Origin of the sequence: Sphingomonas sp. C3-2 (assembly GCF_033025475.1) — a bacterium.
GTDB lineage: Bacteria > Pseudomonadota > Alphaproteobacteria > Sphingomonadales > Sphingomonadaceae > Sphingobium_A.
Genome location: NZ_CP130322.1, coordinates 1,843,174 through 1,855,246, shown reverse-complemented (window position 1 = coordinate 1,855,246; position 12,073 = coordinate 1,843,174). Strand labels below are relative to the sequence as shown.

Sequence of the window (12,073 nt, the reverse complement as noted above, 5' to 3'; positions counted from 1 at the left end):
ATTAAATCCGCAGAGGCGGGCATATAGCCCGCCTCGAACCTTGTATTATCCAACCTTTACGGTTGCTGAAATCAGATGGCGGCGCGCTGCGGCTCGACCCAGCCGATGGTGCCGTCGCCGCGGCGATAGACCATATTATACGCGCCAGTGCCACTGTTTTTGAAAAGCAACGCGTTGGTATTGCGCAAATCGAGCATCATCACCGCATCCGAAACCGAGGCATCGGGCACGTCCACGCGGGTTTCGGCGACGATGGGCGGATTATCCGTCGCTTCCTCGATTTCCTCGGCCATTTCAAAGACGGTATAGCCCGCATTGCCGTTGAGCAGCTCCATCGCGGCGTTGGCGGCCGCCTGCTGCGCGGGGGCGCGATCCTTCAGCCGGCGCTTGTACCGACGCAGCTGGGTTTCGATACGGTCGGCGGCGGTGTCGAAGGCAGGATGGGCTTCCTGCCCGGTGGCGCTTCCCTTCAGAATCACGCCCTGCATCACATGCGCGACGATGTCGCACCGGAAGCCATAATCATGCGGCCCCTTGCTGAAGGTGACCTGTGCGGAAAGCGCGCGCGAGAAATATTTGTCCGCGATGGCAGTCAGTCGATCCTCGACATGCGCCCGAAGCGCTTCGCCGGTGTCGACACGATGACCCGAAACACGGATTTCCATGGCTATTTCTCCATCAAGATACTGTACCGCTTCGACCGAAACGGCACTGGACCGTCACCCGGCGACCACCCCCTTTAACCAGAGCGGGTCGGTCAGCTTGGCAACGAACTCTGCGTGGCGTGTCAGCTCCTCTTCGCTTGCGGCATGCGCACGCGCGGGGCGCACCACACGCTCTACCAACGTGGCAACCGCCGATGCGGGTCCGGCCGCGGCCGTAACCAGCGTTTCGGGCGCCCCCAGCATCAGCCCGATCTGGCGTCCGCCGGTCAGCTCGACATAGACCTGGGCAAGAAGCTGCGCGTCGAGCAACGCGCCGTGCATCACACGGTGGCTGCGATCGATGCCATAACGGTTGCACAGCGCGTCGAGCGTGTGCTTCGCACCGGGATGACGCGTGCGCGCCATCGCCAGCGTATCGATCATCCGATCAAGGCTCACGATCGGGCGGCCGCACGCCTTCAGTTCGAAATTCAGGAAGGAAAAGTCGAACTGCGCATTGTGCGCGATGAGCGGGGTGTCTTCGAGGAAGTCGAGCAGATCCTCGACCTTGTCGGCGAAGAGCGGTTTGTCGGCGAGAAACGCCTCGGACAGGCCGTGCACCGCCTGCGCCTCGCTCGGCATCGAACGCTCGGGGTTGAAATAGGCATGGAAGACGCGCCCGGTTTCAACCCGGTTGAAGAGTTCGACGCAGCCGATCTCGACGAGCCTGTCGCCTCCCTGAGCGCTCAATCCGGTCGTTTCGGTGTCGAATACTATCTCACGCATGTCACGAACAATATCGGCGCTGTTTTGCGCGGAGGCAAGCCACCAGTTGGCGGATTTTTGCGCGTGTCGCCGCTTTCGCCCCGCCAGTGTCGACAACCGTGTCCGCGCGCAGGCGCTTTTGCGCGTCGGGCAGCTGGAGCTTGAGGATGCGGCGGAATTTTTCGGGCGTCATGCCGGGGCGCGCGAGCACGCGCCGGCGCTGCTTCCACGCCGGGGCGGAGACGACGACGATATGATCGACCCGCGCCGATCCGCCCTTTTCGAAGAGCAGCGGAATATCGAGCACCACCATCGGCCGCGCGCGATTCCGGCGCAGAAACGCCAACCGGTCAAGCGCGACGACGGGGTGGACGATCGCCTCGAGCGCGGCGAGCGCCTCGGGATTGCCGAACACAGCCTGGCCGAGCGCGGCGCGATTCACCCCGTCCGACCCGGTCGTGCCGGGAAAACGCGCCTCGATGGGAGCGAGCAGCCGCCCGCCCGGGCCCTGCAGCCGGTGTACCGCGGCATCAGCGTCGAACACGGGTACCCCTTCGGCCATGAACATCGCGGCTACCGCCGATTTGCCCATGCCGATCGATCCGGTGAGCCCGATGACGATCATGCGGTGAGCAGCTTGCGCAATTCCTCGTCGAACAGGCGCGGGGGTTCGCGGTCGAAGAAGAGTTCGAACGCCACCGCCGCCTGGCCGATCAGCATCGCGAGTCCGTCAACCGTCTCCAGCCCCTGCGCCTCGGCTTCGGCAAGAAGCGCGGTCTGCAGCGGCGCATAGACGATGTCATAGACGACGCAGTCATCGGGCTGGTCCGACAGATCGGGATCGAAATCGGGCGCGCCGGTCATGCCGAGCGTGCTGGCGTTGACGATCAGCGCGGCGGGCGGAATCGGCGCGTCGAGCGGCAGCACCTTGCCCTTCAGCCCGAAATGACGAAGCAGTTCGACGCCGGTTTCGCGCGTACGATTGAGAATCGTGACCTCGCCCACCGCCGCGCGCGATAGCGCAAACAGCACCGCGCGCGCCGCACCGCCCGCGCCGATCACGACGACATCGCGGCCAGCCAGATCGAGATCGGCGATCGGGCCATAAAATCCGGCGGCATCGGTGTTGGTGCCGATCAGCGTGCCGTCATCGAGCCGGATGACCGTGTTCATCGCGCCGATGCTGTCGCCCACGCCGCCGCGATCCTCGACGAAGCGAATCACCGCCTGCTTGTGCGGGACAGTAACGTTGCACCCCTTCCACGCCGGATCGGCCGCGCGCTCGCGAAAAAACGCCTCCAGCCCGTCAGCGGTGATGTGAGTCTTGCGGTAATCTCCCGCGATTCCGAGCTTTTCGAGCCAGAATTTGTGGATGACCGGCGATTTGGACTGGGCGATCGGATCGCCGATCACCTCGGCATAGGGAAGCGTCATGACGTCAATATCTTTCGGGTACGCAGGAAATCGAGAAGCGGCAGGAGCGGGAGCCCCAATATCGTGAAATGGCTCCCCTCGATGCGCGAGAAGAGCTGAATCCCCGGCCCCTCGATGCGGTAGCAGCCGACGCAATATTGCACGGCTTCATATTCGGCATCGAGATAGGATTCGATGAACGCGTCGCTGAGCGGACGGACATAGAGCTTGGCGCGGTCTACATGCCGCCAGATCGGCTGGCCGTTCTCGGCGATCACCGCCGCGCTGTGGAGCGCATGGGTGCGGCCCGACAGCAGACGCAGTTGCTCGGCGGCACCCGCACGGTCGGCGGGCTTGTCGAACATCGTGCCGTCGTCGAGCGCCAGAGTCTGATCGCAGCCGAGGACCAATGCGCCGGGCACCCGGGTGGAGAGGCGGACCGCCTTGAGTTCGGCCAGCGCATCGGCCAGCCCGCGCGCGCTGATCCCCTCGGCGCGCAGTGCGGCCTTGGCGCTGTCTTCATCGACGCGCGGGGCCAGCGCCTCGTGCGGCACGCCGGCCGCCGCCAGCATCGCGCGGCGCGCGGCGCTTTCGGAGGCGAGAACAAGAGTCATGCGATTTCCCGGGCGCCGTTGCGCTCATTATAGAGGTTGATGATCGCCGCGGCGGTTTCCTCGATCGAGCGGCGGGTGACGTCGATCACCGGCCAGCCATTATCGGCGAACATCCGGCGGGCAAAGGCGATTTCGCGGGTGACGGCATCCTGATCGACATAATCGGTCTCGGGCGCCTGATTGAGCGAGAGCAGCCGGTTGCGGCGGACCTGGACCAGCCGGTCGGTGCTCGCGGTGAGCCCGACGACGAGCGGATTGCGCAGCGAATAGAGTTTGTCGGGCGGCGGCGATTCAACGACGATCGGGATATTGGCGGTCTTGAATCCGCGATTGGCGAGATAGATCGAGGTCGGCGTTTTCGAACAGCGCGACACGCCCGCGAGCAGGATGTCCGCCTCTTCCCAATTCTCCCAGTTCACGCCGTCGTCATGCGCGATGGTGAACTGAATCGCATCAACCCGCGCGAAATAGGCGGCGTCGAGCGTGTGCTGTCGCCCGGGCCGCGCCTTGGCCTGCTGACCAAGCAGGTTGGACAGCGCATCGGTGACCGGATCGAGGGCGGCGACCATCGGCAGCCCAAGCGCGCGACAGCGCCCTTCAAGCTTGCGCCGGATATCGATGTTCACCAGCGTGAAGAGGACGAGTCCGGGGTTCTGCGCGATGTCGACAAGGATCCGATCGAGGTGTCCTTCGGACCGGACCATCGGCCAGAAATGTTTGATCGTTTCGACGCCATCGAATTGCGCTAGCGCCGCTTTTGCTATGTTTTCCAGGGTTTCGCCGGTGGAATCGGACAGGAGATGAAGGTGTAAACGGGTCATGGGTGCATCTTTGTGGATAAGTTTGGGAATTATCTAGCAAAAGACTCACAGAGTCCGGAAACTCTGGATTCCATCCCCGATGCCCTAGATTCGCTCCACAAACTATCCACAACCCATACCCCCTGTGGATAAAATGTGAGTCATGGGGATATTTGAATCGACTCTGTGCGGACTCTCGACTCCTCAGGAGTCAAGCTGTTGGCAAAACTGTGCCTGGGGGATAAGCCCCGCTATCAAGCGACCAACATCAACACCCATCTTCTTGAATCAAGATAGATAGGTAGAGGGACAAAGCTCTGACCGACCGACACGCTTCCGTTCGCCCATTGCTCGCCGTGCTCCGGGGGACCCGCCAGCCCGTGCCTCCTGTCTGGCTCATGCGCCAGGCCGGGCGTTACCTTCCCGAGTATCGCGCGCTTCGCGAACAAAAGGGCGGCTTCCTCGAACTGGCGACCGACAGCGAGACCGCGGCCGAGATCACCTTGCAGCCGATCCGCCGCTTCGGCTTTGATGGCGCGATCCTGTTTTCCGACATTCTGATGATCCCCCATGCGCTGGGTCAGGATCTGCGTTTCGAGGCGGGCGAGGGGCCGCGTCTGTCGCCCCCGCTCGTCGATCATGCGCTGGCGGCGCTCACCCCGGTGATGGAGCGGCTGGAACCGGTCTATGAAACGGTGCGGCGGGTACGCGCCGATCTGCCCGCGCAGACGACCTTTCTGGGCTTTGCCGGAAGCCCCTGGACCGTGGCGACTTATATGGTGGCCGGGCAGGGCAGCCGAGAGCAGGGCGAAACCCGACGCTATGCCTACCGCGATCCCCAGGCGTTCGAAGCGATCATCAACGCCATCGCCGACAGCACGGTCGATTATCTGGCCAAGCAGATCGAAGCGGGCGTCGATGCGGTCCAGCTGTTCGACAGCTGGTCGGGCAGCCTGTCGCCCGCGCAGTTCGAACGCTGGGTCATCGCCCCCACGGTCCGGATCGTTGATGCCTTGCGCCAGCGCCATCCCGACACCCCGATCATCGGCTTTCCGAAGGGGGCGGGGGGCAAGCTTCCAGCCTATGCCCGCGAAACCGGGGTGAATGCCGTCGGGCTCGATGAAACGGTCGATCCGGTCTGGGCGGCGGCGAACCTGCCGGCCAATCTGCCGGTGCAGGGCAATCTCGATCCGCTCGCGCTTATTGCCGGTGGTTCGGCGCTCGAAAGTGCCGTCGCCCGCATCCTGGATGCGCTGGGCGATCGACCGCACATCTTCAACCTGGGCCATGGAATCCTGCCCGACACGCCGATCGCGCATGTCGAACAGCTTCTCGGCCTTGTCCGCAGGGGGGCATGATGGAAGGTTTTCTGGGCAATCTATGGCTGTGGGTGAAGGCCGCGCACATCATCTTCGCCATCTTCCTGATGGCGGGGCTGTTCATGATGCCGCGCTTCTTCATCTATCATCAGGAAGCCCCTGTCGGCTCGCCCGAGGATGCGCGCTGGATCGAGCGGGAGCGCCGGCTGAAGAACATCATCCTGAACCCTTCGCTCATCGTCGTCTGGGTGCTCGGGATCGTGCTCGCGCTGAATGGCGGCATGTTTTCGCAAGGCTGGTTCCACGCCAAGCTGCTTTTTGTGCTGCTGCTCAGCGGCTATCATGGCTGGACGGTCGGCTATGCGAAAAAGCTGGCGCGCGGCGAACGCGCCTTTTCGGACAAGAAGCTGCGCATGTGGAACGAAGTGCCCGGTGTTGCCGCCGCGGTGATCGTGATCCTCGCGGTCGTTCGTCCCTTCTGACTCCTCATTCTGTCGAGCGCCTTCGGGCGCTTGCTTGACTTGATCCGGCAGGCCGCTTAACGCCTGTCGGACCACTCTGCCGTTCGCGCAGGGTTTTCTATCCAGTAATCGAGTCTCATTTCCTGCGGAATTCACTCCCAGACTCCATTCGGAATCCCATATGCATTTAAAAGATCTCAAGAAGAAGTCGCCCGCCGAGCTGGTTGAGCTGGCCGAAAAGCTGGGTGTTGAAAGCGCATCGACCCTGCGCAAACAGGATTTGCTGTTCGCGATCCTGAAGGTGGAGGCCGAGAACGGTACCCAGATCATGGGTATGGGCACGATCGAGGTGCTCCAGGACGGCTTCGGCTTCCTGCGCAGCCCCGATGCCAATTATCTCGCCGGCCCCGACGACATTTATGTCTCGCCCAACCAGGTCCGCAAGTTCGGCCTGCGCACCGGCGACACCGTCGAAGGCGAAATCCGCGGCCCCAAGGACGGCGAACGCTATTTCGCGCTGACCAAGCTCGTCTCGGTCAATTTCGACGATCCCGACGCCGTGCGCCACCGCGTCAACTTCGACAACCTCACCCCGCTCTACCCCGAGCAGAAGCTGGTGCTCGACACGCTCGACCCGACCGTCAAGGACAAGTCGGCGCGCGTGATCGATATCGTCGCGCCGCAGGGCAAGGGCCAGCGCGCGCTGATCGTCGCACCGCCCCGCGTCGGTAAGACCGTGCTGCTGCAGAACATCGCCAAGGCGATCACCGACAACCACCCCGAAGTGTTCCTGATCGTCTTGCTGATCGACGAACGCCCCGAGGAAGTGACCGACATGCAGCGTTCGGTGAACGGCGAGGTCATTTCCTCGACCTTCGACGAACCCGCGCAGCGCCACGTCCAGGTCGCCGAAATGGTGATCGAAAAGGCCAAGCGCCTCGTCGAGCACAAGAAGGACGTCGTGATCCTTCTGGATTCGATCACCCGTCTCGGCCGCGCCTACAACACCGTGGTGCCCTCGTCGGGCAAGGTGCTGACCGGCGGTGTCGACGCCAACGCGCTCCAGCGCCCCAAGCGTTTCTTCGGTGCCGCGCGCAATATCGAGGAAGGCGGTTCGCTTTCGATCATCGCGACCGCGCTCATCGATACCGGCAGCCGCATGGACGAAGTGATCTTCGAAGAATTCAAGGGCACCGGTAACTCGGAAATCGTGCTCGACCGCAAGGTTGCGGACAAGCGCATCTTCCCGGCGCTCGACGTCGGCAAGTCGGGCACCCGCAAGGAAGAACTGCTGGTCGACAAGGCGAAGCTGTCGAAGATGTGGGTGCTGCGTCGCATCCTCATGCAGATGGGCACCATCGATGCGATGGAGTTCCTGCTCGACAAGATGAAGGATTCGAAGACCAACGAAGACTTCTTCGATTCGATGAATCAGTAAGCCGCAACCGGGATCGCCATCATGCACGAACTCATTGCCATGACGTCGGCCGCCGCTGCGGCGGGGGCCGGGCTCGGATCACCTGCCGATATCTGGCAGCATATCCTCAACGATTTGTCGAATATCGGCTCGCCCGCGGCGCTGGCGGCGTTCGGTCAGGTTCTGCTGATCGATCTCGTCCTTGCAGGCGACAATGCGATCGTGGTCGGCGCGCTGGCAGCGGGGCTTCCCGCCGAACAGCGCCGCAAGGTCATCATGATCGGTATCATCGCGGCGCTGGTGCTGCGGATCGGCTTTGCGCTGGTCGTCAGCTGGCTGCTCGGCATTATCGGGCTGATCTTCGCGGGTGGTCTGCTCCTCCTCTGGGTGGCGTGGAAAATGTACCGCGAACTTCATCCCGTGACGGCCGGCAATGCCGGTTCGCCCGAGGTGGAGGGCGACGAAAATAGCGGTATCGCGCCGGCCAAGAGCTTTGCCGCCGCCGCCTGGGCGGTTGCGGTTGCCGATGTGTCGATGAGCCTCGACAATGTGCTCGCGGTGGCGGGCGCCGCGCGCGAGCATCCGGGCATTCTCGTCATCGGCCTCATCCTCTCGGTCGCGCTCATGGGTATCGCGGCGAACATCATCGCCAAATATATCGAGCGTTATCGCTGGATCGCTTATGTCGGCCTGGCCGTGATCGTCTATGTCGCGATCAAGATGATCTACCAAGGGATCGTTGATCCCGATGTCGGGTTGATGGTGCTGACCGCCAACTTCTGACACGAAAACGCCCCGGTATCGCTACCGGGGCGTTTTTCTTTGCGCATTTGCCGTTTTGAGGGGGCTCAGGGCAGCAGGATCGTCGATCCGGTGGTCTCACGTGCCTCAAGCGCCCGGTGTGCCTCTGCGGCCGCCGCCAGCGGGAAACGCTGGCCGATCTCGATCGTCACCGCGCCGCTCTTGATATGTCCGAACAGCGCATCGGCGCCTTGCTGGCGTTCGACGGGATCGACCATGAAATCGCCGAGCGTGGGGCGGGTGAGCATCAGCGATCCACGCCGGCTGAGTTCGAGCGGCTCGATCGCCGGGGCAGGGCCGCTGGCATTGCCGAAGCTGACCATGGTTCCACGACGCGCAAGGCTGTCGAGCGAGGCCTGCCAGCTGTCGCGCCCGACACCGTCGAGCACCGCAGAGACGCCCCGACCATCGGTAAGCGCGCGTACGGATGCAGCCAGCGCGGCGAAATCGCCGCTCAGCACATGGTCGGCGCCCAGCGCCTTGGCGCGTGCCGCCTTGGCGTCATTGCCCGCATGGCCGATCGCGACCGCACCGATCGCCTTCAGCCACTGCACCGCGATGCTGCCCACGCCGCCGGCGGCTGCATGGACGAGCACCGCCTGTCCCGCCGCCACGCGCGCGCATTTCTCGATCAGCATCCAGCTGGTCAGCCCCTTCAGGAGCGCGGCTGCGGCCATTTCGTCCGAAATCTCGTCGGGCAGGCGGATCAGGCTGTCGGCGGCGGCGATGCTGTGCGTGGCATAGGTGCCACCCGGGGCGAACAGATAGCCGACCCGGTCGCCTACCGCGAAACCCGAGACACCGGGTCCGAGCGCTTCGACCACACCCGCCGCCTCGCGGCCGAGCCCGGCGGGATAGGGCAGGGGATAGAGCCCCATGCGGTGATAGACGTCGATGAAGTTGAGCCCGATCGCGCGATTGCGAATCCGCACCTCGCCGGGCCCCGGAACGGGCGGGAGGTCGAACACCTCCCGCTCGATCGCTTCGGGCCCGCCGGGCTGGCGGATCACAAGGCGGTAATGCTCGCTCAAGCGAGATTCTCGGCGAAGAAGGCGGCGGTGCGGCCATCGGCCAGCTGCGCGCCTTCCTCGTGGCGGCGATTGCCCATCTGGGTGGCAAAGCCGTGGTCGAGGCCCTGATAGTCGTGGATCGTCACCTTGGGGTGATCGTCGAGCCCGTCGTGCATGCGCTTTTGCGCATCGGCGTCGACGAAATGATCGGCGGTCGGCACGTGCAGCATCACGGGGCGCGAGATGGCGTGCTTTTCGCCAAGAAGGCCATCGATTCCAACGCCGTAATAGCCAACCGAGGCATCGATGTCGGTGCGCGTCGCCGTCATGAAGGCAAGCCGGCCGCCAAGGCAGTAACCGGTGCAGCCGACCTTGAGCCCGCCGCTCTTTTCACGTGCAAAGCGGATCGTGGCTTCGATATCCTCGATTCCCTTGTCCTGATCGAACTGGCCGAACAGGCCCAGCGCTTCCTGGAATTGCGCCTCGACATCGGGATCGAGCTCGATTCCGGGGCGCAGGCGCCAGAACAGATCGGGCGCGATGGCGAGATAGCCTTGCGCCGCCCATTCGTCGCACTTGGCGCGGATTCCGGGGTTCACGCCGAAGATCTCCTGAATCACGACGATTGCCGCCTTGGGCGTGCCCGCCGGTTCGGCGACATAGGCCTGGAAGCTGCCGTCGTGATGAAGGGTTTCGACTGTGGTCATAATGCCCATAGGGTGCCTTTCGCAAAGTTGGGGTTTTCGTGGATGAGTAGCTGTTGCTTGGTGTCGGGCCCAGCCCCCGCGCTATAGGCGCCAAGCGCGCCGCCCGCGCCGAGCACGCGGTGGCAGGGGATGATGATCGGATAGGGATTGCGCGCGCAGGCCTGCCCGATCGCGCGGGGCGACGAGCCGATGCTGGCTGCTAGCGCGCCGTAGCTCATCGTCTCGCCATAGCCGATGGCGGCGATGCTGGCGCGCAGCGCTTCGCCGCGCGGCGTGGTGAGCGGGAGGAGCGGCAGGTCGAAATGCTGCAGCCGCCCCTCGAAATAGGCGCGCAGCTGCGCCACGGCCGCCATGACGGCAGGCGCCCGCGATTGCACCTCGCCTTCGCCGATTCCGGACTCTATCGTGATCGCGGAGAGGTTGTCGGCCGTGCCGCAGATCGTGATCATGCCGATGGGCGTTGCGATCCGGGCATGGTCGGGGGCATAGGACATGGATGCAGCGTAGCAGGGGGCCGCGCGGCTGCTCAAGCGGAGAAGAACACCATGAAGGTGAATGTCGAGATCGATTGCACGCCGGAAGAAGCCCGCCGTTTCATGGGCTTGCCGGATCTGTCGCCGGTTCATGAAAAATATGTCGCGGGGCTGGTCGATGCGCTGGGCGGCAAGGCGATCAATCCCGAGCTGATCGAGCAGCTGATGCGCAACTGGACCCCGATGGGGGAGGCGGGGATGAATCTCTGGCGCGATCTGCTCGGCCAGATCGGCGGTACGCGGAAATAAGCCCTTAGCCAAGACGATGACGCACAGCATCTTTGCCCTGTCGAGCGGCGCGCCGCCCGCCGCCATCGCGATCGTCCGGATCAGCGGGCCGCACGCCGCCGATGCGGTCCGCGCGCTCGCCGGCCGTTTGCCGCGCCCGCGTCAGGCGAGCCTGGCACGGCTCTGCGATCCCGCCGACGGTGCCGTGCTCGATCAGGCGCTGGTGCTCTGGTTTCCGGGGCCGGCGACCGCGACCGGCGAGGATCTGGCCGAGCTGCATCTGCACGGCGGCCGGGCCGTGGTGGCGCGTGTGCTCCAAGTGCTTGGCCGGGTCGAGGGGCTGATGCCCGCCGAGCCCGGTGCCTTTACCCGGCGCGCGTTTGAAAATGGCCGGATGGATCTCGCCGAGGCCGAAGGCTTGTCCGATCTGCTCTTCGCCGAAACCGAGCTGCAGCGCATGAGCGCGATGGCGATGGCCGAAGGCGGGTTGAGCGCGCGCGTGCGCGCGTGGCAGGATCAGTTGCTCGGGATCTCTGCGCGGGTCGAGGCGCTGCTGGATTTTTCCGACGAGGATGACGTCGACGAGGATATGGGCGCGGCGAAGACGCTCTCCGCCGAGATCGCGGCACTGTCCGCCGAGATCGAAACCTTCCTCAACCGACCCTCGGCCGAGCGGCTGCGCGATGGCATTCGCGTCGCGCTCGCCGGTCCGCCCAATGCGGGCAAGTCGACCTTGCTCAACGCGCTCGCCGGGCGCGAGGCAGCGATCGTCTCGGCGCGGCCGGGGACGACGCGCGACATTATCGAGGTGCCGATCGCGCTTGCCGGGCGTCCCTTCGTGTTCAGCGATACCGCCGGACTTCATGACGCCACCAGCGACGAGATCGAGATCATCGGCATGGACCGCGCGCGCGCGGTGATCGAGGCGAGCGATATCCTGCTCTGGCTCGACGAGGCATCGGCCTCGCCCGCGCCGGACAAGACGATACGCATCCACGCCCAGGCCGATCGCGAAGGGCGCGAAGCGGCGCCCGCCGATGCCGATATTGCGATTTCGGCGCGGACAGGGGCGGGGATGGACGCGCTCGTCGATCAGCTCACCACCCGCGCCGATGCGCTGCTCCCGCGCCCGGGCGAGCTGGCGCTCAACGCCCGCCAGCGCAACCTGCTCGCCGCGTGCTGCACCACGCTTGAGGGCAGCAACGATCTGCTCATCCTCGCCGAAAATCTGCGCTATGCGCGCGGCGCGCTCGATCGCCTCACCGGCCGCGCAGGGACCGAGGACATGCTCGACGCGCTTTTCGGACGCTTCTGCATCGGCAAATAGTCCGATGTTCCACGTGGAACATTTTGACTTGGGG

Annotated in this window: 15 protein-coding genes; 6 read left to right on the top strand and 9 right to left on the bottom strand. The window is 64.4% G+C overall.

Annotated elements, in window-relative coordinates; translation table 11 throughout:
• Positions 1-71: 71 nt before the first annotated feature.
• The 6 genes from hpf to QYC26_RS09000 are packed head-to-tail and all read right to left on the bottom strand — an operon-like array spanning position 72 to position 4,257.
• Positions 72-665 carry a ribosome hibernation-promoting factor, HPF/YfiA family gene (gene hpf, locus QYC26_RS09025; protein ID WP_317511903.1) on the bottom strand — a complete coding sequence of 198 codons (594 nt, stop codon included), beginning with the start codon at positions 663-665 and terminating at the stop codon, positions 72-74.
• A 54-nt stretch (positions 666-719) separates the two neighbouring features.
• Positions 720-1,430 carry a DNA polymerase III subunit epsilon gene (gene dnaQ, locus QYC26_RS09020; protein WP_317511902.1) on the bottom strand — a complete coding sequence of 237 codons (711 nt, stop codon included), beginning with the start codon at positions 1,428-1,430 and terminating at the stop codon, positions 720-722.
• Position 1,431: 1 nt separating this feature from the next.
• The gene (gene coaE / locus QYC26_RS09015) at positions 1,432-2,034 is read right to left on the bottom strand and encodes a dephospho-CoA kinase (RefSeq protein WP_317511901.1); all 603 of its coding nucleotides are present in this window, start codon (positions 2,032-2,034) and stop codon (positions 1,432-1,434) included.
• Complete coding sequence (gene aroE, locus QYC26_RS09010; protein WP_317511900.1) at positions 2,031-2,843, bottom strand: shikimate dehydrogenase; 813 nt, start codon at positions 2,841-2,843, stop codon at positions 2,031-2,033. The genes coaE and aroE overlap by 4 nt, the downstream gene beginning before the upstream one ends.
• On the bottom strand, positions 2,840-3,436 hold the full coding sequence (locus tag QYC26_RS09005; RefSeq protein WP_317511899.1) for a Maf family protein: 597 nt from the start codon (positions 3,434-3,436) through the stop codon (positions 2,840-2,842). The genes aroE and QYC26_RS09005 overlap by 4 nt, the downstream gene beginning before the upstream one ends.
• On the bottom strand, positions 3,433-4,257 hold the full coding sequence (locus QYC26_RS09000) for a pyruvate, water dikinase regulatory protein (RefSeq protein WP_317511898.1): 825 nt from the start codon (positions 4,255-4,257) through the stop codon (positions 3,433-3,435). The genes QYC26_RS09005 and QYC26_RS09000 overlap by 4 nt, the downstream gene beginning before the upstream one ends.
• A gap of 296 nt (positions 4,258-4,553) precedes the next feature.
• On the opposite strand from QYC26_RS09000, the gene hemE reads away from it, so the two are divergent.
• From hemE to QYC26_RS08980, 4 genes are all read left to right on the top strand, one after another.
• Positions 4,554-5,594 (top strand): uroporphyrinogen decarboxylase, encoded by a 1,041-nt coding sequence (gene hemE, locus QYC26_RS08995; RefSeq protein WP_317515034.1) that lies wholly within the window; start codon positions 4,554-4,556, stop codon positions 5,592-5,594.
• Positions 5,591-6,037, top strand: a complete 447-nt coding sequence (locus QYC26_RS08990; protein ID WP_317511897.1) for a CopD family protein — start codon at positions 5,591-5,593, stop codon at positions 6,035-6,037. Before hemE ends, QYC26_RS08990 begins: the two co-directional genes overlap by 4 nt.
• 160 nt (positions 6,038-6,197) lie before the next feature.
• On the top strand, positions 6,198-7,454 hold the full coding sequence (rho, locus tag QYC26_RS08985) for a transcription termination factor Rho (protein ID WP_317511896.1): 1,257 nt from the start codon (positions 6,198-6,200) through the stop codon (positions 7,452-7,454).
• 21 nt (positions 7,455-7,475) lie between these two features.
• Complete coding sequence (locus tag QYC26_RS08980) at positions 7,476-8,216, top strand: YjbE family putative metal transport protein (protein ID WP_317511895.1); 741 nt, start codon at positions 7,476-7,478, stop codon at positions 8,214-8,216.
• Between the two features lie 65 nt (positions 8,217-8,281).
• Here QYC26_RS08980 and QYC26_RS08975 read toward each other — a convergent pair whose 3' ends face one another.
• From QYC26_RS08975 to QYC26_RS08965, 3 genes are read right to left on the bottom strand one after another with little or no spacing between them, the layout of a single operon-like run.
• Complete coding sequence (locus QYC26_RS08975) at positions 8,282-9,265, bottom strand: quinone oxidoreductase (protein WP_317511894.1); 984 nt, start codon at positions 9,263-9,265, stop codon at positions 8,282-8,284.
• Positions 9,262-9,951 carry a dienelactone hydrolase family protein gene (locus QYC26_RS08970; protein WP_411197585.1) on the bottom strand — a complete coding sequence of 230 codons (690 nt, stop codon included), beginning with the start codon at positions 9,949-9,951 and terminating at the stop codon, positions 9,262-9,264. Before QYC26_RS08970 ends, QYC26_RS08975 begins: the two co-directional genes overlap by 4 nt.
• Entirely contained in the window at positions 9,948-10,445 is a 498-nt protein-coding gene (locus QYC26_RS08965; protein WP_317511892.1) for a methylated-DNA--[protein]-cysteine S-methyltransferase, read from the bottom strand. The genes QYC26_RS08970 and QYC26_RS08965 overlap by 4 nt, the downstream gene beginning before the upstream one ends.
• 51 nt (positions 10,446-10,496) lie before the next feature.
• Here QYC26_RS08965 and QYC26_RS08960 point away from each other — a divergent pair, with 51 nt between their 5' ends.
• A complete protein-coding gene (locus tag QYC26_RS08960; RefSeq protein ID WP_317511891.1) occupies positions 10,497-10,733 on the top strand; it encodes a DUF6489 family protein in 237 nt (78 codons plus the stop codon).
• A gap of 16 nt (positions 10,734-10,749) precedes the next feature.
• Positions 10,750-12,039 (top strand): tRNA uridine-5-carboxymethylaminomethyl(34) synthesis GTPase MnmE, encoded by a 1,290-nt coding sequence (gene mnmE / locus QYC26_RS08955; RefSeq protein ID WP_317511890.1) that lies wholly within the window; start codon positions 10,750-10,752, stop codon positions 12,037-12,039.
• Positions 12,040-12,073: the final 34 nt, after the last annotated feature.